This is a genomic window from Streptococcus sp. HMSC10A01 (genome assembly GCF_001807785.1).
GTDB classification, from domain to species: domain Bacteria; phylum Bacillota; class Bacilli; order Lactobacillales; family Streptococcaceae; genus Streptococcus; species Streptococcus gordonii.
Genome location: NZ_KV790969.1, coordinates 149170 through 171412, shown reverse-complemented (window position 1 = coordinate 171412; position 22243 = coordinate 149170). Strand labels below are relative to the sequence as shown.

At 39.1% G+C, this 22243-nt stretch carries 22 protein-coding genes and 2 pseudogenes; all 24 read left to right on the top strand.

Features of this window, described 5'->3' with window-relative positions; genetic code table 11:
* The first annotated feature begins 16 nt into the window (after positions 1-16).
* The 24 genes and pseudogenes from HMPREF3108_RS05535 (at position 17) to HMPREF3108_RS11055 (ending at position 22149) form a co-directional block, all read left to right on the top strand.
* Positions 17-721, top strand: coding sequence for a class I SAM-dependent methyltransferase (locus HMPREF3108_RS05535; protein WP_061603901.1), 705 nt, complete (start codon positions 17-19; stop codon positions 719-721).
* 55 nt (positions 722-776) lie between these two features.
* A complete protein-coding gene (locus HMPREF3108_RS05530) occupies positions 777-1829 on the top strand; it encodes an acyltransferase family protein (RefSeq protein ID WP_061603902.1) in 1053 nt (350 codons plus the stop codon).
* A 36-nt stretch (positions 1830-1865) separates the two neighbouring features.
* Positions 1866-2456, top strand: a complete 591-nt coding sequence (locus HMPREF3108_RS05525) for an HD domain-containing protein (RefSeq protein WP_061603903.1) — start codon at positions 1866-1868, stop codon at positions 2454-2456.
* 105 nt (positions 2457-2561) lie between these two features.
* A complete protein-coding gene (gene recJ, locus HMPREF3108_RS05520; RefSeq protein WP_070493686.1) occupies positions 2562-4781 on the top strand; it encodes a single-stranded-DNA-specific exonuclease RecJ in 2220 nt (739 codons plus the stop codon).
* A gap of 84 nt (positions 4782-4865) precedes the next feature.
* Positions 4866-5378 (top strand): adenine phosphoribosyltransferase, encoded by a 513-nt coding sequence (locus HMPREF3108_RS05515; RefSeq protein WP_012000418.1) that lies wholly within the window; start codon positions 4866-4868, stop codon positions 5376-5378.
* Positions 5379-5476: 98 nt separating this feature from the next.
* Positions 5477-6418: a homoserine O-acetyltransferase MetA gene (gene metA / locus HMPREF3108_RS05510; RefSeq protein ID WP_008808804.1), complete on the top strand. Its 942-nt coding sequence runs from the start codon at positions 5477-5479 to the stop codon at positions 6416-6418.
* Between the two features lie 8 nt (positions 6419-6426).
* Entirely contained in the window at positions 6427-7107 is a 681-nt protein-coding gene (locus tag HMPREF3108_RS05505; RefSeq protein WP_048779422.1) for a DnaD domain-containing protein, read from the top strand.
* 67 nt (positions 7108-7174) lie between these two features.
* Entirely contained in the window at positions 7175-7963 is a 789-nt protein-coding gene (yghU, locus tag HMPREF3108_RS05500) for a glutathione-dependent disulfide-bond oxidoreductase (protein ID WP_048779424.1), read from the top strand.
* A 137-nt stretch (positions 7964-8100) separates the two neighbouring features.
* Positions 8101-8790, top strand: a complete 690-nt coding sequence (locus HMPREF3108_RS05495; RefSeq protein ID WP_048779425.1) for a tRNA (adenine(22)-N(1))-methyltransferase — start codon at positions 8101-8103, stop codon at positions 8788-8790.
* Positions 8777-9574 (top strand): Nif3-like dinuclear metal center hexameric protein, encoded by a 798-nt coding sequence (locus tag HMPREF3108_RS05490; protein WP_048779428.1) that lies wholly within the window; start codon positions 8777-8779, stop codon positions 9572-9574. Before HMPREF3108_RS05495 ends, HMPREF3108_RS05490 begins: the two co-directional genes overlap by 14 nt.
* 11 nt (positions 9575-9585) lie before the next feature.
* The gene (locus tag HMPREF3108_RS05485; protein ID WP_048779430.1) at positions 9586-10680 is read left to right on the top strand and encodes an NAD(P)/FAD-dependent oxidoreductase; all 1095 of its coding nucleotides are present in this window, start codon (positions 9586-9588) and stop codon (positions 10678-10680) included.
* A gap of 1 nt (position 10681) precedes the next feature.
* Positions 10682-11152, top strand: coding sequence for an 8-oxo-dGTP diphosphatase (locus tag HMPREF3108_RS05480; RefSeq protein ID WP_048779432.1), 471 nt, complete (start codon positions 10682-10684; stop codon positions 11150-11152).
* A gap of 22 nt (positions 11153-11174) precedes the next feature.
* A pseudogene (locus HMPREF3108_RS05475) lies at positions 11175-12000 on the top strand (ZIP family metal transporter).
* A 129-nt stretch (positions 12001-12129) separates the two neighbouring features.
* The gene (rfbA, locus tag HMPREF3108_RS05470; RefSeq protein ID WP_045502668.1) at positions 12130-12999 is read left to right on the top strand and encodes a glucose-1-phosphate thymidylyltransferase RfbA; all 870 of its coding nucleotides are present in this window, start codon (positions 12130-12132) and stop codon (positions 12997-12999) included.
* Positions 13000-13003: 4 nt separating this feature from the next.
* Positions 13004-13597: a dTDP-4-dehydrorhamnose 3,5-epimerase family protein gene (locus HMPREF3108_RS05465; RefSeq protein WP_015605114.1), complete on the top strand. Its 594-nt coding sequence runs from the start codon at positions 13004-13006 to the stop codon at positions 13595-13597.
* Between the two features lie 169 nt (positions 13598-13766).
* Positions 13767-14813 (top strand): dTDP-glucose 4,6-dehydratase, encoded by a 1047-nt coding sequence (gene rfbB, locus HMPREF3108_RS05460; protein ID WP_070493682.1) that lies wholly within the window; start codon positions 13767-13769, stop codon positions 14811-14813.
* A 40-nt stretch (positions 14814-14853) separates the two neighbouring features.
* Positions 14854-15873 carry a UDP-glucose 4-epimerase GalE gene (galE, locus tag HMPREF3108_RS05455; protein ID WP_070493679.1) on the top strand — a complete coding sequence of 340 codons (1020 nt, stop codon included), beginning with the start codon at positions 14854-14856 and terminating at the stop codon, positions 15871-15873.
* 266 nt (positions 15874-16139) lie between these two features.
* Entirely contained in the window at positions 16140-16835 is a 696-nt protein-coding gene (locus tag HMPREF3108_RS05450; protein ID WP_061585130.1) for a glycosyltransferase family 2 protein, read from the top strand.
* A 2-nt stretch (positions 16836-16837) separates the two neighbouring features.
* Positions 16838-17182, top strand: coding sequence for a DUF2304 domain-containing protein (locus HMPREF3108_RS05445; RefSeq protein ID WP_070493676.1), 345 nt, complete (start codon positions 16838-16840; stop codon positions 17180-17182).
* The gene (locus tag HMPREF3108_RS05440) at positions 17169-18443 is read left to right on the top strand and encodes a lipopolysaccharide biosynthesis protein (protein ID WP_070493673.1); all 1275 of its coding nucleotides are present in this window, start codon (positions 17169-17171) and stop codon (positions 18441-18443) included. The genes HMPREF3108_RS05445 and HMPREF3108_RS05440 overlap by 14 nt, the downstream gene beginning before the upstream one ends.
* Positions 18436-19581, top strand: coding sequence for a glycosyltransferase (locus HMPREF3108_RS05435; protein WP_070493671.1), 1146 nt, complete (start codon positions 18436-18438; stop codon positions 19579-19581). The genes HMPREF3108_RS05440 and HMPREF3108_RS05435 overlap by 8 nt, the downstream gene beginning before the upstream one ends.
* A gap of 6 nt (positions 19582-19587) precedes the next feature.
* Positions 19588-21105, top strand: coding sequence for a DUF2142 domain-containing protein (locus tag HMPREF3108_RS05430; protein WP_070493666.1), 1518 nt, complete (start codon positions 19588-19590; stop codon positions 21103-21105).
* Between the two features lie 129 nt (positions 21106-21234).
* Positions 21235-21591 (top strand): annotated as a pseudogene (locus HMPREF3108_RS11060) (hypothetical protein); the annotation flags it as partial.
* Entirely contained in the window at positions 21589-22149 is a 561-nt protein-coding gene (locus tag HMPREF3108_RS11055) for a CHAP domain-containing protein (protein ID WP_371106294.1), read from the top strand. The pseudogene HMPREF3108_RS11060 and the gene HMPREF3108_RS11055, both read left to right, overlap by 3 nt.
* Positions 22150-22243 lie beyond the last annotated feature (94 nt).

Below are 22243 nucleotides of genomic sequence, written 5' to 3'. Positions count from 1 at the left end.
AAAGGAAAATGAAAAAATGGATTTACAAGCTTATAAAAATCATTTAGAAGAGCCTTGGGGTAAAATCTATTATGACATTCTGTTTGATCAGTTGAAGAATGTTGAAGGGCTAAAAGTTCTTGATTTTGGTAGTGGGTTTGGGATTGTGGCCAACCACCTTGCTGAAAAAAATCAGGTCACTGCGCTGGAACCGAATATGGAAATGATTATCCATCGGAAAAGAACGAATTCTTATGAGCAGTTGCAGGGAAGTCTAGAAGTTCTTGAAATTTTTAAAGATGAATCCTTTGACCTTATAATTTGTCATAATGTTTTGGAGTATGTTGAGGATATTGATCCATACCTCATGGCTTTCTCTCGTTTGCTCAAAAAGGGAGGGAAACTGTCGATTGTTAAACATAATTACGTTGGCCGAATTATGCATACAGTAATATTTGAAAATGATATTAAAAAAGCTCGGGAACTCTTGCTTGGAAAAGATTACCTGACGCATAGTATGGGGCAGGCTGTCTATTATGAGATAGCAGATGTCATCAAGCCTTATCCTTTTGAGATTCTAGATTTTCAAGGAATTCGAATTTTTTATGGCTTACAGCCCAATGATGTAAAAACTGATCCAGGATGGCGTGAAAATATGCTAGAGATGGAACTTGCTGTTAATAACCAGTCACCTTATCGCGATATTGCAGCTTTTCAGCATTACTGGCTCGTGAAAAAATAATAGCTTAGATTTTTTGTGTATGAATGAATTTTTTACCTTGTTTGGAGAAAACTAGATGGTGGAAAAAGAAGTTAAAGAGCAAGAGCGATCAGTTAATTATGCCATGCTCAGCCTTTTTCAATATGTAGCGTCTATCTTAGTTATTTTGGTTCACTGTCAACGTCTCTTTCCTAATGAAATTTTGCATTTCACACAAAAGAGTATGTTTGGACGAATGGCTGTGCCTTTTTTTCTCATATCATCTACCTTTATGCTTAAATCTAGTCTAGCTAAAAAGAAGAGTATGAGTACTTACGTAAGTAGGATTTTAAAACAGTATATTTTTTGGAGTATTCTTTATCTTCCATACGCTCTTATTTATTTTTGGTCGCTTCCAGTTGAGAAGTATTATGCCCCATTGGCTTTAATAGCGGGATTTTTATATATTGGACTTTGTTACCAGCTTTGGTATATTCCGGCTTTTTTGCTGGGGCTTTGGATCGTCCATTATTTATATAAAAAAATAGGACCTAAATGGGCGGTAGTTGTATCTTTGTTCCTTTATTTACTTGGCTCTATTGAGACATACTATACTTACTTTGCTAATACTTGGCCAACTCATTTATATGATGTTTATGCACGTATTTTCTTCTCAACCCGTAATGGTCTATTTTACGCGCCAATCTTCATTCTCTTTGGTTATTTGCTTTATGATTATTGGAATAGTGATTTCTTTAAGAAAGATACTGGGAAAAAATTTCTGCTGGCTTCAACTTTACTTGCTCTAGATGGTTGGTTAGTTTTTGTCAATCAGGGAATCGATAAAAATTTCTTTCTAGCCTTACTTCCTTTCTCACTTTTTCTGGTCAATGGTGTTTTAAGGACAAGGATTGGAAGGAAATGGAATCTATACCATCTTAAGGAATTAAGTGTACTCTATTTCTTTTTACATCCGATTTTTATAGAAATTTCCTTTTATCTTTTGAAAGAGACAAATTTTTCTAAATGGCATAAGGGTCAAATTGTATTTGTACTTACTATAGTTTTGACTCATTTGACTTCAGAAATTATTTTAAAATTACGTAAGTCAGTATTTGCAAGACAGAAAAACGGAAATAAGACTGTCTGAATGAGATAAGGAATAAAAATCGTTGGAGGTCTTATCATGTTTGAACGTTTACAGCAGCAGTTAGCTTTTACTAATGAGCTGGAAAAGCTGAAAGCTACTCATCGCAACAACAGGACCTTGGATGCCTATCGTTTTGAGAATTCTGCAGAGCATAGTTGGCAGGGTGCGCTCATGGCACTATTTTTTCGAGAGTATATTCCTGAAGAAGTTAATCTGGAAAAGGTCATGTCTATGTTATTGATTCATGATTTGGGAGAAATATATGCTGGCGATACCTTTGTCTTTGACGACGTGGGCAAGAGTGATTCTTACGATAGAGAGTTGGAGTCCTTGAAAATCAGTTTAGACAAGTTGCCGTCAGATCAGCAGGATTTCTTTTTAGGAATTTGGCAGGAGTTTGAAACCGGCATTAGCATAGAGGCTAAATATGCCCGAGTGCTGGATGCTCTGGTTCCCTTGCTCAACCACTTGGAAGTGGCTCAGCCTCATGACAATCCTTATGGCCTGACCAAATCGCAGGTCATCGCTAAGAAATCCTTTATCCAAGAGACCTCTGAAACTCTTTGGAAATTGGCTCAGGAAGTTATTGACCAAAGCGTTGCCAAGGGGCTTTACCTAGATGAGTGAGTTTGAGAGTCTTGCTCGTAGATAAGAAGTTTGAGACTGGTTGAACCAGTCTTTTCATGTTATAATATTCAGACAAGATTGAACGGAGAAAGTGTTTCACTTATCATGATTAGCTCAAAATACGACTGGCAGTTTGCCACTAATGTTACAGATGAAAATTTTTTAAAAAAGGCTAAGAAAGCTGGATTAGACCCCTCCGCTGCTAGTCTCCTTTACCAAAGAGGTGTGCAGACTGAAGAGGCCTTACAGGAATTTTTGGAGCCTAGTTTAGACCAGCTTCACGACCCTTATGCCCTGCATGATATGGAGCGGGCAGTGGAGCGCATTCGCGCAGCGATTGAGAATTATGAGCAGATTTTGATCTATGGCGATTACGATGCTGATGGGATGACCTCGGCATCTATTGTCAAGGAAGCCTTGGAGCAGCTGGGAGCTGAGTGTCAGGTCTACCTGCCCAATCGCTTTACGGATGGCTATGGGCCTAATAGCAGTGTTTACAAGTATTTTATTGAAAATCAAGGCATTTCGCTCATTATTACAGTAGATAATGGAGTGGCTGGTCTTGAAGCTATCGAGCTGGCCAAGTCTCTGGGCGCGGATGTTATTGTGACAGATCACCACTCTATGCCTGAGGAGTTGCCAAACGCCTATGCGATTGTCCATCCGGAGCATAGCGGAGCGGATTACCCTTTCAAGCATTTAGCTGGTTGTGGGGTGGCTTTTAAGCTGGCAACAGCCTTGCTGGAAGAAGTCCAAGTCGAACTTTTGGACTTAGTAGCCATTGGCACCATTGCCGATATGGTCAGTCTGACAGGGGAGAATCGGATTTTGGTCAAATATGGTCTCTCCGTCCTCAAAAATACCCAGCGAGTAGGACTTCAGGAACTCTTCAAAATCGCTGGCATTCAGCCTGACGAACTGGATGAAGAAACGGTTGGCTTCCAGCTTGCTCCCCGACTCAACGCCTTGGGAAGGCTGGATGATCCAAATCCAGCAGTTGAGCTTTTGACTGGCTTTGATGACGAAGAAGCTCGTGATATTGCTCTCATGATCAACCAGAAAAATGACGAGCGCAAGGAAATCGTCCAGCAGATTTATGAAGAAGCACAAACCATGCTGGAGCCTAAGAAACCAGTACAGGTGCTTGCTAAGGAAGGCTGGAACCCTGGTGTGCTAGGAATTGTCGCTGGGCGCTTGCTGGAAGAGCTGCACCAGCCAGTCATAGTGCTTAATATCGAGGATGGTATCGCTAAGGGCAGCGCCCGCAGTATTGAAGCGGTCAATATTTTTGAGGCCTTGGACAGTCACCGTGATCTTTTTGTAGCCTTTGGCGGGCACGCTGGAGCGGCTGGAATGACTCTTGAAGCAGACAAACTAGCAGAGCTATCTGATATCCTGACAGCCTACATTTTAGACAATGATTTGGATTTGACTGGCAAAACAGCCCTGTATTTAGATGAGGAGCTGCATCTGCCAGAACTGACCCTTGACACACTCAAAAGCTTTGAGAGACTGGCGCCTTTTGGTATGGACAATAAGAAGCCGCTTTTTTACCTCAAGGACTTTAAAGTGGATAATGCTCGGACTATGGGGGCTGGCAATAGCCATCTCAAGCTGAAAATTTCTCAGCAAGATGCTGCTTTTGAAGTAGTAGCTTTTGGTCAAGGAAACCTGGCGACAGAGTTTGCCCAGACCAAGAATCTGGAACTAGCTGTCAGCCTCTCTGTCAATAAATGGAATGGACAGACCAGTCTCCAGCTCATGCTGGTAGATGCCCGTGTAGATGGTGTTCAGCTTTTCAATATCCGCGGAAAAAATGTGACGCTACCTGACAAAGTTCCTGTCTTGCGTTTCACAGAGGAATTGCCAGATTTGACAAATAGCAGAGCAGTTGTCGTTTATGATCTGCCTGATGATTTGCAGGTCTTGAAGGAGATTCTTCAGTCTCAGGATTTTGAAGCGATTTACTTTAAGAATGAGATTGCCAAACCATACTACCTGACAGGTTATGGTTCTCGTGAGCAGTTTGCCAAACTCTACAAAACAATCTATCAGTTCCCCGAGTTTGATGTTCGCTATAAACTCAAGGATCTGGTAGCTTATCTGAAAATTGACCAGATTCTCTTGGTCAAAATGATTCAGATTTTTGAAGAGTTGGGCTTTGTCATCATCACGGAAGGCGTCATGACGGTCAATAAGGAAGCTGAAAAGAAAGAAATTGACAGCAGTCACATTTATCAAGACCTTAAGCGCCTAGTAAAAGAACAAGAACTCATGGCTCTGGGCACTGTGCAGGAGATTTATGATTATTTGATGGAGAAATAAAAGTTAACAAATAATATTTCAAGCACATTTAAATAAAAAAATGGTATAATAGAGAGTAAAAATTTTTTATATAGAAAGAACATTATGAATTTAAAAGACTATATTGCAACAATTGAGAATTATCCAAAAGAAGGTGTTACCTTCCGTGATATCAGCCCATTGATGGCAGACGGGAATGCATACAGCTATGCTGTTCGTGAGATTGTCCAATATGCTACGGATAAGAAGATTGATATGGTTGTTGGACCTGAAGCACGTGGCTTCATCGTGGGCTGTCCAGTTGCTTTTGAGTTAGGAATCGGCTTTGCTCCAGTCCGCAAGCCTGGCAAACTTCCTCGCGAGGTTATCTCAGCTGACTATGAAAAAGAGTATGGTGTAGATACTTTGACCATGCATGCAGATGCTATCAAGCCAGGTCAGCGTGTATTGATTGTTGATGATTTATTGGCAACAGGTGGAACTGTTAAGGCAACTATTGAAATGATTGAACGTCTTGGTGGTATCGTTGCAGGATGTGCCTTCCTTATTGAATTGGATGAATTAAAAGGCCGTGAAGTTATTGGCGAATATGACTATAAAGTATTGATGCATTATTAATACATAGTTTCAAGCTATACCTAGGTAAAGATAAAATATAATTGAAAACTATATCTCCTTTCAGTATAATAAATATATTAGAGATAGGAGATATTTTCATGCCAATTAAGATTGATAAAAAATTACCAGCTGTTGAAATTTTAAGTTCTGAGAATATCTTTGTCATGGATGACGATAGGGCGGACCATCAAGATATCCGCCCTCTGAATATTCTGGTACTCAATCTCATGCCTCAGAAAATGGTGACGGAGACTCAGATACTTCGTCATTTGGCTAATACTCCGTTGCAGTTGACTATTGACTTCCTCTATATGAGCTCGCACCAATCTAAAACTACACGTGCAGAGCACATGGAGACTTTCTATAAGACTTTTGATGAGATTAAAAATCGCTATTTTGATGGCTTGATTATCACTGGGGCACCAGTAGAGCATCTGCCTTTTGAAGCGGTGGATTACTGGGAAGAGTTCCAGCAGGTGATTGAATGGTCCAAGAGCCATGTTTTTTCGACTCTGCATATTTGCTGGGGAGCTCAGGCTGGACTTTACGCCCGCTATGGCGTTGACAAGTACCAGATGTCGCGCAAATTATCAGGTGTCTATAGCCAGTCTGCTGACAGCAACAATCTGCTTTTCCGGGGCTTTGACGATGAGTTTTATGCGCCTCATTCCCGCCATACTGAAGTTCTGAAGGAAGATATTGTCAATCTGACCAATCTGGAGATTCTCTCATATGGAGAAGATACGGGTCTCTCTGTGTTGGCTAGCCGAGACTTGCGAGAGGTGTATAGTTTTGGTCACATGGAATACGACCGTGATACTCTATCCAGAGAGTATTTCCGAGACTTGAAGGCAGGGAAGAATCCACACATTCCAGAGAATTATTTTAAAAACGATGATGTCCATGAGACACCAGCCTTACGTTGGAGTTCAGCCGCGGCTTTATTTTTCAATAATTGGATTAACTATGCAGTGTATCAAGAAACGCCATTTGATTGGGAGAATCCAGAAAATGACGCTTCCTATTTTGCTTATTTATAAGAGGGACTATGACTTATTTATCAGCCTTTCAACAAGGCAATTTAGTATTACCAAGTGCCTTGTACTTTCATTTTCAAGAGATCTTCTCGTCTAGTGAAGATTTCCTTGTTTGGCAATTCTTTTATTTGCAGAATACAACAGCACTGGAAGAGATAGAGCCGAGCCAGATTGCTGAGAGCATTGGCAAAACGGTGTCTGAGGTCAATCGCATTATGTCTCATTTGACCGAACAAGGCTTATTGCAGTATAAAACCATTGAATTAAATGGAGAGATTGAAGCGATTTTTGATGCCTCTCCAGCCTTGGAAAAGTTAGATGAACTGCTGGGAGCTAATGCTAGTCAACAGCCAACAACAAAAGTATCTCAAAATGTTTTAAAAGATTTAGTTGAAACCTTTCAACAGGAATTAGGTCGCCTTTTGACTCCTTTTGAGATTGAGGATTTGACTAAAACTATTCAGGAAGATAAAACAAATCCTGACTTAGTAAAAGCTGCTCTTCGAGAAGCAGTTTTCAATGGGAAGGCTAACTGGAAGTATATCCAAGCAATTTTACGAAATTGGAGACGAGAAGGTATTACGACTTTAGCACAAGTTGAAGCCAAAAGAGAGGAACGTGAAGCATTTAATCCACAGAATGTTACGGTTTCAGATGATTTCCTTAGAGCAATGGATTTGTGGAAGGACTGACTTTATTAGATATACAGCGGCCTGTTAGATATGACAGGCCCTTGGTTTTATAAAAAAGGAGAAAAGTATGACGTATCAATTGCCAAAAGTCTGGTCTGCTGCGGACAGCGACCAAGGAAAATTTTCAGGTATTAATCAACCTTCTGCAGGTGCACGCTTTGAGCAGACGCTTCCTGTTGGTAAAGAACCTTTTCAGCTTTATTCGCTTGGGACTCCTAATGGGGTCAAGGTGACGATTATGCTTGAGGAACTTCTGGCAGCAGGTGTGACAGAGGCTGGCTATGACCTTTATAAGATCAGCATCATGGAGGGCGACCAATTTGGCTCAGATTTTGTGAAAATCAATCCCAACTCTAAGATTCCGGCCTTATTGGATCAGTCAGCTGATAAGCCGATTCCTGTCTTTGAATCGGCGAATATCCTTCTCTATCTAGCAGAGAAGTTCGGAAAGTTGATTCCGTCAGATTTGGCTGCTCGGACTGAGGTGCTCAACTGGCTCTTCTGGCAGACGGGTGCTGCGCCATTCTTGGGAGGCGGATTTGGTCATTTCTTTAACTATGCTCCAGAAAAGCTAGAATATCCTATCAATCGCTTTACCATGGAAGCCAAGCGACAGCTGGATCTATTGGATAAAGAATTGGCCAAGAAAGCTTATATTGCAGGGGATGACTACAGTATTGCTGATATTGCTATCTGGTCTTGGTATGGGCAGTTGGTGCAGGATAAGCTTTATCCAGGCGCTGCTGAGTTCTTGGATGCTACATCCTACAAACATCTATCTGATTGGGCGGAGAAAATTGCAGCTCGTCCAGCAGTTCAGCGTGGTTTAGCTGCTGAGTATCAAGAAATCAAATAATTTGTAAGGGATAGAAAAAGCTCTTCATAAAGCAGTGAGACAAAGTCAGCTTATTAACAAGCTGATTTTTTCATTGCTTTTTTTATACCCTTAAAAATGATATACTAAGTAAAAGAATGTTTAGAAAAGAGTGTGCAATGCAAAAAAAGATGATTTCCCAACGTTTGGAGCGAGTAGCTTCCTTTGTGCCAGATAAGGCTAAGCTTCTGGATGTGGGGAGCGATCATGCCTACCTGCCGATCTACCTGGTTCAGCAGGGACGGATAGAAAAGGCTCTGGCCGGTGAAGTGGTGGAAGGACCTTTTCAGTCTGCCCAGAAAAATGTGGCAGAGCATGGACTGACGGAGCAGATTGAGGTTCGCTTGGCAAATGGCCTAGCTGCTTTTGAAGCGGAAGATCAGATTGATACTATCGTTATCGCTGGTATGGGTGGTCGCTTGATTTCGGAGATTTTGGAAAATGGCAGAGCTAAGCTTGGGTCTATTTCCCGCTTGATTTTGCAGCCCAATAACCGAGAGGATGAGCTTCGTAGTTGGCTGGTATCTAACGGCTTTCACTTGCTGGCTGAGGATATCTTAGAAGAAGCTGGTAAGTTTTACGAAATCCTGGTAGCAGGAGCTGGCCAGCAAACTTTGACAGAGCAAGAAAAGCGTTTTGGTCCTTTTCTGATGAAGGAACAGTCACCTGCTTTTCAGCTAAGATGGCAGAAAGAACTGAAAAAACTCAAAGAAGTACTGGCTCGTATCCCAGAAAAAAATGAGCTAGAACGCTCTGCTATGTCCAAAAAAATCGAAAGTATCAAGGAGGTGCTTCATGTTAGCAAGTGAAATTATTGCCCGTTATGAAGCCTATTGCCCGCAGGAATTGTCCATGGAGGGCGACATATCAGGCCTGCAAATCGGAACTTTGGATAAAGAAGTAGCCAAGGTTCTAGTAGCGCTGGATATTCGTGAGCAGACGGTGGCGGAGGCTATCGAAGCAAGTGCTGGACTGATTATTGTTAAGCATGCTCCTATCTTTCGCCCGCTTAAGGACCTAGTGGCGGATAAGGCACAAAATCAAATCATTTTAGACCTCATCAAGCATGATATTGCTGTCTATGTCAGTCATACCAATATTGATGTTGTGGAGGACGGACTTAATGACTGGTTCTGCCAGCTATTGGATATTGAGGAGACAAGTTTTCTTAGTCAGACGGGGCCAGATTACGGTATTGGCCGCGTAGGGAAGATTGCTCCTCAGACCTTTGGGGAATTTGCGGCTAAGGTCAAGGCAACTTTTGGACTAGATAGTTTGCGTCTGGTTACTTATGATGAAACAGATTTCGAACGCGTGATTGAGCGTGTAGCTATTTGTGGTGGTAGCGGTCAGTCCTTTTATCCAGAGGCTATTGCCAAGGGAGCGCAAGTCTACATTACTGGTGATATTTACTATCATACAGCTCAGGAAATACTGACAGAAGGTCTTTTGGCACTGGATCCTGGACATCATATCGAGGTTCTTTTTACTGAAAAATTAAAAGAAAAGCTTGATACTTGGAAGGTAGAAGAAGGATGGGAGATTGAGATTCTGGCTAGTCAGGCTTCGACCAATCCTTTCCGGCATATTTGAGAGGGAGCGACATGAAAAAAGTAGCAGTGATTGGAGCGGGGATCGTCGGATCAACAGCAGCTTACTATCTGTCCAAATCCCCGGATGTGGAAGTGACTGTCTTTGATGACGGCAAGGGGCAGGCAACCAAGGCAGCCGCAGGCATTATCAGTCCTTGGTTTTCCAAGCGTCGCAACAAGGCTTGGTACAGGATGGCGCGTCTGGGCGCTGATTTTTATCAAGATTTAATTGCGGATTTGAAATCTGCGGGTATCCAGACAGATTTTTACCAACAAACAGGTGTTTATCTGCTGAAAAAGGACGAGAGCAAGCTGCAGGAGCTTTATGATTTGGCTACTAATCGTCGACAAGAGTCGCCCTTAATAGGGGAGTTGAGTTTTCTCAGCCGTCAGGAAGCCCAGGAGAAATTTCCAGACTTGCAAGGCTTTGAGCGGCTTCTCTATGCTTCTGGCGGTGCCCGTGTTGAGGGAGCACTCTTGACGGAGACGCTTCTGAAAGCTAGCAAGGCAGAGTTGGTTGAGAAAAAGGTAAGATTGACAGTAGATGCAGAGCAACTTCTGGTGGATGGCCGTAGATTTGACTGTGTTATCTTGGCTGTGGGGGCATGGCTGGGAGAAATCTTGCAGCCACTGGGCTATAAGACAGATGTTAGGCCGCAAAAGGGACAGCTACGTGATTTTAAGCTGGCTGAAAAGACGGATGACTACCCTGTGGTTATGCCTGAGGGCGAGCTGGATATCATTCCCTTTCTGGCGGGCAAGGTTAGTGTAGGGGCCAGTCATGAAAATGATCAGGGCTTTGATTTGACAGTTGATAAGACGGTATTGAATCAGTTGCAGCAAGAAGCGGAAACTTACTTGCCGAGGTTGGCTACTGCAGAGATTCTAGGCGAGCGCGTGGGAACACGGGCTTATACCAGCGACTTTGCGCCTTTCTTTGGAGCTGTTCCAAACTTGTCGCATGTTTACGCTGCCAGCGGATTGGGCTCTTCTGGTCTGACAACTGGCCCTCTCATCGGACGCCAATTGGCTCAGATGGCTCTAGGAGAAGCGGTGCTGTTGAATCCAGAAGACTATCCTATCGAGCGGTATGTGAAGAAGGTTTGATATGACAGAAACTATTTTGAATTGGGTCAATGTTTGTGTGAAAAAAGATGATGAAATTTTACTGCTTAATCGCCAGCATGATAACTTTAAAGGGTGGATACAACCAGGCGGAAAGGTGGAGTTTCCAGAATCTTTTTTCGAAGCTGCAAGGCGCGAATTAAAAGAAGAAACGGGGCTGACTGCTCTAAACTTGGAATTGAAGGGGATTTCAGGATTCACTAATCCAAGTAAAAAAGAACGGTATGTGTATTATGATTTTCTTTGTACTGCATTTGAAGGGCAAGTTAGGGGAAACGATCATGAAGGGGAGCCCAAATGGTGGAAGATTTCGGAACTTGACCAGATAGATATGCAGAATGACATACGTGAACGTTTGCCCCTCTACTGGCGGAAAGGATCTTTTGAGCGGATTCATTACTGGAATGAGGAAGAACACTGTATCGGGGAAACCAAGACGATTTTGTATGGTTGATTTTAGAGGATAAGGAGAAATTATGGACTGGTTACGATCGCAACCAGTTCTGATGCAGGCGTTTTTGGCTGGTCTTTTCACATGGGGATGTACCATTCTAGGCTCGGCTATCGTGTTTTTCTTTAAATATATTAGTAGGAAGTTACTGGATATTATGATGGGCTTTGCGGCAGGAGTCATGATTGCGGCATCCTTTTGGTCACTTTTAGCACCGTCTATCGAGTATGCGCAAAGCTCTTATGGTAAGCTTTCTTGGTTCCCAGCTGCAATAGGTTTTTTAGCAGGTGGTTTCTTTCTACGTCTGATTGATGCGGTTGTGCCTCACTTGCATCTGAGTAAGGATATTTCAGAGGCAGAAAGTGTTCCTGAACATAGCCAGAAGAAGCTGTCCAAGACTGCTCTGCTCTTTTTAGCTATTACCATTCATAATTTTCCAGAAGGTTTGGCAGTCGGAGTAGCCTTTGGTGCTTTATCTGCCAACCCTAGTCTAGAGGCCTTTGTCGTCGCGAATGGCCTAGCTTTGGGAATTGGCCTGCAAAACGTCCTAGAAGGAGCGGCTTTGTCCATTCCAATTCGGACGGACGGTAAGTCTCGTCTTAAAGCTTTTTACTGGGGGTTCTATGTCCGCTATTGTAGAGCCAATCGGGGTAGTACTAGGTGCAGTAGCTGTCATGGCTATGACGACTATTCTACCCTATGCCCTATCTTTTGCTACGGGTGCTATGATTTTCGTGGTGGTAGAGGAGCTGATACCGGATTCGCAGACCAATGGCAATACTGATGTGGCGACTTTAGGTCTCATGGTGGGCTTTGTTCTTATGATGATTTTAGATGTTGCTTTAGGATAAAGGACTTTAGAGTTTCTGAGTTGTTAGATTCAGAGACTTTTTGCTTGGAAACAGTTAATATCTTAAAAAGTGACATTCGCTTGTAAAAATGGTAGAATAAAAGCAATATATAACAGAGAGGAAACACATATGAAAGGTATTATTCTTGCAGGTGGATCTGGGACTCGCTTATACCCATTGACACGTGCGGCATCTAAACAACTTATGCCAATTTACGATAAGCCAATGATCTATTATCCATTATCGACACTGATGTTGGCTGGAATTAAAGATATCTTGATTATCTCAACTCCAACTGATCTTCCTCGATTTGAGGATCTTCTGGGCGATGGCTCTGAATTTGGTATTAAGCTCTCTTATGCAGAGCAGCCTAGTCCCGATGGATTGGCTCAAGCTTTTATCATTGGTGCTGATTTCATCGGAGATGATCGAGTAGCGCTGATTCTTGGTGATAATATTTACCATGGACCCGGTTTAAGTAAGATGCTTCAGAAAGCAGCTGCTAAAGAAAAAGGGGCAACTGTTTTTGGCTACCATGTTAAGGATCCAGAACGTTTTGGTGTTGTAGAATTTGATGAGAATATGAATGCTATCTCCATCGAAGAAAAACCAGAACAGCCACGCTCTAACTATGCAGTGACAGGACTCTATTTCTATGATAACGATGTTGTAGAAATTGCCAAGAACATCAAACCGAGTCCTCGCGGAGAATTGGAAATTACAGATGTTAACAAGGCTTACTTGGATCGTGGTGATTTGTCTGTAGAGCTTATGGGACGTGGTTTTGCTTGGTTAGATACAGGAACTCACGAAAGTCTCTTAGAGGCAGCTCAATATATCGAAACAGTTCAGCGTATGCAGAACGTTCAGGTGGCAAATCTGGAAGAAATTGCCTATCGTATGGGCTATATCACTAAAGAGCAAGTGCATGAGCTGGCGCAACCATTGAAAAAGAATGAATATGGCCACTATCTTTTGCGCTTGATTGGAGAAGAATAAGAAGATGACGGAACAATTTTTTGATAAGGAATTAGCAGCGCGTGAGGTTCCTGGAATCCCTGGAATGCTGGAGTTTGATATCCCTGTTCGCGGGGACAACCGAGGCTGGTTTAAGGAGAATTTCCAGAAGGAAAAAATGCTGCCACTAGGCTTTCCTGAAAGCTTTTTTGCAGAAGGAAAACTGCAAAATAATGTCAGCTTTTCTCGTAAAAATGTCCTGCGGGGTCTTCATGCTGAACCATGGGATAAGTACATCTCTGTTGCAGATGACGGTAAGGTGCTAGGTTCTTGGGTCGACCTGCGTGAAGGTGAGACTTTTGGAAATACCTATCAGACAGTGATCGATGCCAGTAAGGGTATTTTTGTGCCACGTGGTGTAGCCAACGGCTTCCAAGTCCTTTCTGACACGGTTTCTTATAGCTATCTAGTGAATGACTATTGGGCTTTGGAACTCAAACCGAAGTATGCCTTTGTCAACTATGCAGACCCAGCTCTGGGAATCCAGTGGGAAAATTTAGAAGCAGCAGAAGTCTCAGAAGCAGACAAGAACCATCCATTACTTAAGGATGTAAAACCTTTGAGAAAAGAAGATTTGTAAAAAAGAATTCTTTTCTGATTCATTAATTGATACTAAAATATATGATTTAGCTCAGCTCCTATCCGAGCGAAGCGAGTGGAAGAATTGATTGCCTAAGTGATATAAAGTATATAATAGAATGTCTATCTTGTTACATGAAAGGCAATCATAAAAATATTAAGGAATAGAAATGACTGAATACAAAAAAATTATCGTGACTGGTGGAGCTGGTTTTATCGGTTCTAACTTTGTCCACTATGTTTATAATAACTTTCCAGATGTCCATGTGACAGTGCTGGACAAGCTGACCTACGCTGGTAATCGTGCCAATATTGAAGAGATTTTAGGCGACCGTGTTGAGTTGGTTGTTGGAGATATTGCTGATGCAGCCTTGGTAGATAAGCTGGCTTCTGAAGCTGATGCTATCGTTCACTATGCGGCAGAAAGCCACAATGATAACTCGCTCAATGACCCGAGTCCATTTATCCACACCAACTTCATCGGAACTTACACACTTTTGGAAGCCGCTCGTAAGTACGACATTCGTTTCCACCATGTATCGACTGACGAAGTCTATGGTGACCTGCCTCTGCGTGAAGATTTGCCAGGTCATGGAGAAGGACCAGGTGAGAAATTTACAGCTGAAACTAAGTACAATCCAAGCTCGCCTTACTCATCAACCAAGGCAGCTTCAGACTTGATTGTCAAAGCTTGGGTGCGTTCATTTGGTGTCAAAGCGACTATTTCGAACTGTTCAAACAACTATGGTCCTTACCAGCATATCGAGAAGTTCATTCCGCGCCAAATTACTAATATCTTGAGCGGTATCAAGCCAAAACTCTATGGTGAAGGAAAAAACGTTCGTGACTGGATTCATACCAATGACCATTCATCAGGCGTTTGGACAATTCTGACCAAAGGACAAATTGGTGAAACTTACTTGATCGGTGCTGATGGTGAGAAGAATAACAAGGAAGTACTGGAGCTCATCCTTAAGGAAATGGGGAAGCCAGCTGATGCTTATGACCATGTGACAGATCGTGCTGGTCACGACCTCCGCTATGCCATTGATGCTAGCAAGCTCCGTAATGAGCTAGGATGGAAGCCAGAGTTTACTAACTTTGAAGCAGGTCTCAAAGAGACAATCAAGTGGTACACAGACAACCAAGACTGGTGGAAATCTGAAAAAGAAGCAGTAGAAGCTAATTATGCTAAAACACAAGAGGTCATTAAATAATTTTAAACAATTTAATGATTCTTAAAGGAGCAGTTATATCATGAAACATAAAATTTTAGTAACAGGTGGGGCTGGTTATATTGGTACTCACACAGTGGTCGAACTTATTAAAGCTGGCCATGAGATAGTTGTTGTGGATAATTTTAGTAACAGTAGCAAAAAGAGTCTAGAGGCTGTCGAAAAAATCGTTGGACAGACCATTACTTTTTATGAAGTGGACATTTGTGATAAAGAAGCTTTATTAAAAGTTTTTAAGGACTTTAAACCTACTGGAGTGATTCATTTTGCTGGTTTAAAAGCAGTAGGAGAATCTAGCCAAATTCCTCTAACCTATTACGAAAATAATGTTGCAGGTACCTTAACTCTTTTGAGAGTGATGGAAGAAGTAAATTGTAAAAACATTATTTTCAGTTCTTCAGCAACAGTTTATGGGGATCCGCTTACGGTTCCAATTTTAGAAGATTTCCCTGTTTCAGTTACTAATCCATATGGTCGTACGAAATTAATGCTTGAAGAAATTCTGACGGATATTTACAAATCAGATTCTACTTGGAATATTGTATTACTTCGTTATTTCAACCCAATTGGTGCTCATGAAAGTGGTGATTTGGGAGAAAACCCAAATGGAATTCCTAATAATTTACTTCCATATGTAACTCAAGTTGCTGTTGGAAGACTAGAACAAGTACAGGTGTTTGGCAATGATTATCCAACTGTAGACGGTACAGGTGTTCGAGATTATATTCACGTGGTTGATCTAGCTAAGGGTCATGTTGCTGCTTTGAAAAAATTTGATGGCAAGCAAGGTTTGAATATATATAACTTAGGGACTGGTAAAGGCTATTCGGTTTTAGAAATCATTCATAGTATGGAAAAAGCAGTTGGTAAACCAATTCCTTATAAGATTGTTGAACGCAGACCTGGTGATGTTGCGACTTCGTATGCTAATCCTGCTAAAGCTAAAGCAGAACTTGGTTGGGCAGCTCAATTTGATATCTCAAGGATGTGCCAAGATGCTTGGCGCTGGCAGAGCAAACATCCAAATGGATTTGACGATTAGATATTATTGGAATTTAGAAATTTTAGATAAGCCTAGCACAAATATGTGATAGGCTTTTTATAATAGTTAAACATTTCAGATCTTACTCAGTATAATGAATATGATCTCTTTCACGAACATTATATTTAACTTATCTTGACTATAGCATAAGGATATGTTTTCTTTATTATTCTATGAATTCTCTCCTACTTGCACGGAAATAGTAGAAATAAGAGCTTGGTTATAGTATAATGGGTCTATATGTCTTTTAAGGAGAATGAAAATAAGTGAGATCTTCGGATTTATTAATTATTATACCTGCTTACAATGAGGAAGGTTCAATTGAAAATGTTGTAAATAATATAATTACCAACTATCCTCAGTATGATTATGTAATTATCAATGATGGTTCTAAAGATAAGACATCATCTATTTGCCATCAGAAAAATTTTAATATTGTTGATTTGCCGGTTAACTTGGGTCTTGCTGGTGCTTTTCAAACAGGGCTAAGATATGCTTATGAAAACGGATATAAAAAAGCAGTTCAGTTTGACGCTGACGGTCAGCACTTAGCAGAATACATTCGAGTTTTGGAAGAAAAAGCGGATGAGGGATTTGAATTGGTAATTGGGTCACGTTTTGTGACTGAAAAGAGAGATTCCTCACTTCGTATGTTAGGTAATACCTTGATTAGTGCAGCAATAAAATTAACGACTGGAAAAACGATAAATGATCCAACTTCAGGGATGAGATTATTTACAGAAGGTTTAATAAAAGAGTTTGCCCTAAATGTTAACTACGGTCCAGAGCCTGATACAGTATCATATCTGTTGAACAATGGTGTAAAAGTTGCAGAAGTTCAAGTTCTTATGCAGGAACGACAAGCAGGAGAAAGCTATTTAACTTTGTCTCGTTCTATAAAATATATGGTTCACATGTTTGTTTCAATTTTAATTATTCAAAACTTTAGGAAAAGAGGATAAAAATGACAATTTGGTTTCAATTTGTATTGATCGTAGTGTCTATTTCAACATGCCTATTTATTCTGCAAAATATTAGAAAATCTCAAGTACAGATTAATGACGCAATTTTTTGGGTATTTTTCTCTATAATATTATTGATTTTTAGTCTATTCCCAAGTTTGGCGGAAACAATTGCTGCTGCTTTAGGAATTGCGTCCGCTGTTAATTTTATCTTTCTTTTTATGATTTTTCTTTTGTTAGTGAATCAATTTCAATTAACTGTTCGTTTATCAAAATTAGATACGAAGTTCAAAAATTTAGTGCAGATTCTTGCATTGAAAGGCATTAAGAACGATGATAGAAAATAGGACTACCAAGAAAAAAATTTACTTTTGGAACTTACTAGGTAATCTTGCAGCAGCAGCAGTTTCTGTAGTTTATTTATTAATTGTGACTCGCTTACAGCCTGCTGAAGTTGCAGATCATTATAGTCTAGCTACCTCAGTTGGCAATTTATGGGTAATTATTGGTCTTTTTCAAGTCAGAAATTATCAGTCTACCGATATAAATCAGACTCACAGCTTTACAGCCTATTTCTCGACTCGTTTATTGACAATCTCTTTCATGTTATTGACAATAGTCCCTTATCTTCTAATGATTGATTACGATCTATCTGTTTTATCGTTGGCTATTGTAATTTTGTTAATTCTTTATCGAGTGTCTGATGCATTATCCGATGTTTTCCAAGGGTTATTTCAGCAGGTTGATCGACTTGATATAGCTGGCAAATCAATGTTTTATCGATATGGACTAAGTGTTATAATATTGTTTGCTTCCTTACTTATAACGAAGTCTATCATTTTAGCCTTATCCCTTGTAGCGCTTTTTAATTTCTTTTTTGTTCTTGTTTATGACTATTCTCATTCTTTAAAAATCACAACAATTAATTGGTCTTCCATATTTTCTAAAGATAATTTCCTTGAGTGTAGGAAAATTTTAGAATTATGTTTGCCACTATTTTTTTATGGTTTCCTTTTAACTCAGATTTTTAATGAACCTAGATTAGTTATTGCTTCTGAGATGAAAAAAGGTATTTTAGCTGAAGGCTTGCAACGTGATTACAATATTTTATTTATGCCAGTCTTTTTTATGAATTTGTGCTTTATGGTTATCAGGCCCTTGATTACTGACTTAGCCAAGCTTTGGTCAATCAAGGAATTTAAAATATTTGATCAAATTTTACTAAAAGTTCTTTTGGTATTATTGGGTGGGGGTTTACTTATCACGGCTCTAGCCTATTTATGTGGTATTCCTGTTCTAGAAATGGTATTTGGAGTTGATTTATCAAATTATACCCTAACTTTAACCTTGCTTGTGTTTTCAGGAATCCTATATGCTATTGCTACATTTTTTGAGAATATATTAACAATATTTAGAAAACATTTTTATCTAGCTATTGTATATATTGCTATGTTTGCAATTTCAAAACTTATTACTATCGGACAAGTTCAGAGTCAAGGTTTATTAGGTGCGGCAATTAGTTTTTTTATTGTCATGCTTACTTATGTTACCGGGAATGGGTTAATGTATCTGTTTGCTAGATATAGAAAGAGAATGAAAAATGAATAGAGATATTATTTTTGTCACTCATCATCTTGGAGGCCTTGGTGGTGTACAAAGAGTTGTAGATCAACTGGCTGAAAGTTTTGCAACTGACGGAAATAGAGTGACTGTATTTGGTTGTGGTGTTCAAGCAGGCGAGAGCTATCAGAAAACAACAAAAAACTATGAAGAAGTATTGTTATATTCTCAAGACATCTTCTTTCAAAAACCTTGGATTTTTTTTCAAGAAAAATTTATTAATAAAAAATTAGAAAAGAGTTTGATTCAAGTCTTAGATAGGGCCAAAGATCCTATTGTTATTCTTGCTAATCCAATTGTTTATTTATTGATGGAGAAAGTGATAAAATCCTACTCAAATAAGGCTATATTCATTGGACAAATGCATAGTTCTGCTGATTTTGTTTTTGATTCAAAGGGGCTTTACTATGTATACCCTTATATAATTAAAAATAAATATCCTAAACTCGATAAGATACTTTTTTTATCAACTGCCTATTCAAAACAGATTAGCGAAGCTTATCAGATTCCTATTAAAAAAATGGGAGCAATTGCAAATCCTTTGCCTCGCTATATAAAAGATTCAAATAGTGAGATTAATTTTGATAAATCTATTATTTCCTTTGTTGGACGCTTGGACCCAGTTAAGCAAATTGATCATATTATTTTAGCTTTTTCTAAAATTCAACAAAATTTTCCTAATGTCACTTTAGAAATTTACGGCGAGGGGATTGAGAGACAAAAGTTAGAAGCTTTAATCAAATCACTTTCTCTAGAAGAGTTTGTCAAACTGAAAGGGAGAACGAGTAAAGTTTTAGAAGTTTATCAAAAATCATACTTTACCGTGTTAACTTCAAAATCTGAGGCTTTTGGTATGGCTGTAGTTGAATCTTTTATTGCAGGGGCTCCTGCAATAACCTATAATTGTAGTCAAGGAGTTGAGGAGATTCAATCAGCAACTCCAGAACTATTAGTAAACAATTCTATTGAAGAGTTAGCTGATAAAATGAAATTTTATCTACAAAATCCTCATCAATTAGAAGAACTTGCCCTTAAGGGAAGGGAACATATTATCGATTCTTATTCAGAGGATATAATTTTAAATCAATGGTATCAGCTGTTTGAAGAACTAGACAAGGAAAAATAGAAAGTGATGGAAAAAAGAACATCTAAATTTTCACATTCTTTTCTTAAAGAACTGTATGAAAAGAAATATTATTTAATTACTATTTGGGTAACATTGATTATAACTTATGTATACTTAGATGGACATTTAGCATTTCTTCCAAAGAAAACTTTTCTATTACTGGGGCTTTCTTTAAGTGCTCTATTATTTATAAAGGGGAAAGTGTATAACAAGGTTTTCTCGATTATAATGCTGACAGGATCTTTCTTTTGTTTTTTTACTCCTGTAATGGATTCGCCAGACGAGAATTTTCATTATTCAAGAGCCTTGTACATTAGTGAGGGGCATCTTTATTTACCTAGCAATAAACAGGATTTATTAGTTTCATCAGATATTTCTGATGTCGAAAAATTTTTCAAAAAACCTTTAGTGAATACTGATTTAGGAAGAAAAGAAGTATCTTCAAAAAAAGTTCAGTATAATAATTTAGCTAATACAAATGGTTATTCCTTTGTCAGTTATATACCACAAACTTTTGGGATATTGATAGCCAAGGTATTCCATTTAAGTATTTCCGCATCCATTTTACTTGGTAGGTTTTTTAATCTATTAGCCTTTGCTCTCCTATGTAGATTAGCTGTTAAAAAATCAGGTCCGCGCCAACAAATCTTTGGTATATTAGCAATAGTACCAATCAATATATATATTGCTGCTTCCTTTAATCAGGATGCAGTGGCAAACGGTCTTATATTTTTAGCAATCGGCCTGTTTTATTCCTTCTTAGATAAGGATAAAGTTAGCTATAAAGATTTATTTATTTATTTCTTATTATCTGTATTAATAGCCTTGTCTAAATTACCGTATGTGTTATTAATTGGCTTGCTTTTATTCATTCCTAAAGGAAAGATGTCTCGTAAGAAGTATTTAACGGTAGTATTATTGATAGGAACGGCAGCCTTGTGTAGTTTACTTTGGTTAAAAATAACCAGCGGATTTAACTTAAATATTGTGAATGTGAATCCTCAAATAAATCCAATCGAAAAAATAAAATATACAATTGAAAATCTGCCTGAGTTTGTTCGAATGATGGTAAAAGAAGGGGTAAACTTTATTCCTTTTAAACTCCAGTCTCTCTTTACTTTTGGTTGGCTTGCGTATGATGTAAAAGCTTTTATTTGGCTCTATTTAGTTTTCATAAGTATCGTGATTTTAATTTCTCCGAAAGCACCTAAAATGTATAATATCAGTAAACTGGGTGTTTGGTTAGTTTCATTAGGTATTATCTTTGGAATTCTAATGACTGCGTATTTAATGTGGGGAGAAATAACGGATATGTCTATTAAAGGAATACAAGGAAGGTACTTCTCAGGTGTCATTGTATTACTTGCACTAACTCTAAATATTTCTGCTCAGCTAGTGATTCAAGACAACAATCTTTCTATAAAAGAATGTAAAAAAGAAAAGGTTGAAGATTCTTTATTCTTTGTAGCAACATTATTTATAATGGTGACTCTTCTAACCACAATCGTTCAATATTATATCTAATAAGAGAGTATAAATATAAAAAACTTTTGCTTGAGAGTAAAAGTTTTTTTAATCTCTAAAATTAATAAATATACAATAATATTTTTTTAAATAATAAATTTTTAGTATAATAAAGAGGAAGTAGTTAATATGTCAAAGAAAACGATTAGGCATATTATACATTTTTGTCTTATACTTATAACTTTCTTAAGCTTCTCTAGCATAGCGGCTGATGAGCAAGATCAGTTATATAACAATGGTCAAGTATACTATTCTTCGCACGTTCAAGATATAGGATGGCAAGATCCTGTTACGGGCGGTCAGATAAGTGGAACTGTTGGCCAAGCAAGGCAAATCGAAGCAATAAAAATTTCTTTACCAAATAATGAATCGGGATCTATTCATTATTCCACCCATATTCAGGACATCGGATGGCAGGAAGAAGTTTCGGACGGTCAAATAAGTGGAACTGTTGGTCAGGCTAAACAAGTTGAGGCATTAAAAATGCATCTAACAGGGATAGTTGCTGATAGGTATGATATATATTACCGAGTCCATGTTGAAGAATATGGTTGGCTCGATTGGGCTAAGAATGGGGAAAATGCTGGAACAGAAGATTTGGTAAAGCAAGTTGAAGCTTATGAAGTGAGACTAGTTACTAAAAATTCTCCTGCCCCAGGCAATACTCAAAGACCTTTTATTAAAAAAGTTTTCAAGCCTAATTATAGCTATAATTCTTATAATGCATATCCGGTTGGTCAGTGTACTTGGGGAGCAAAAGCTTTAGCACCTTGGGCAAGTAATTTTTGGGGGAATGGTGGTCAATGGGCTGCAAACGCAAGACGGGATGGTTTTCGTGTTGGGACCATGCCTCAAGTTGGTGCAATTGCCTGTTGGACAGACAGTGGTTATGGACATGTTGCAGTTGTTACTCATGTCCAGTCTCAAACTAGAATTCAAGTTAAAGAATCAAATTATGGTGGTAACCAATTTATTGCTAATTTTCGTGGTTGGTTCAATCCAACGATAGGTTTTGGAAGGATTAGTTATATCTATCCTGACTAATAGACAGGAAAGCTTTACTAATTATAAATGTGATAGCTGATAATTAATATAAATAAGAGTTGAATTCTAAAAAACAAATAGAATTCAATTCTTA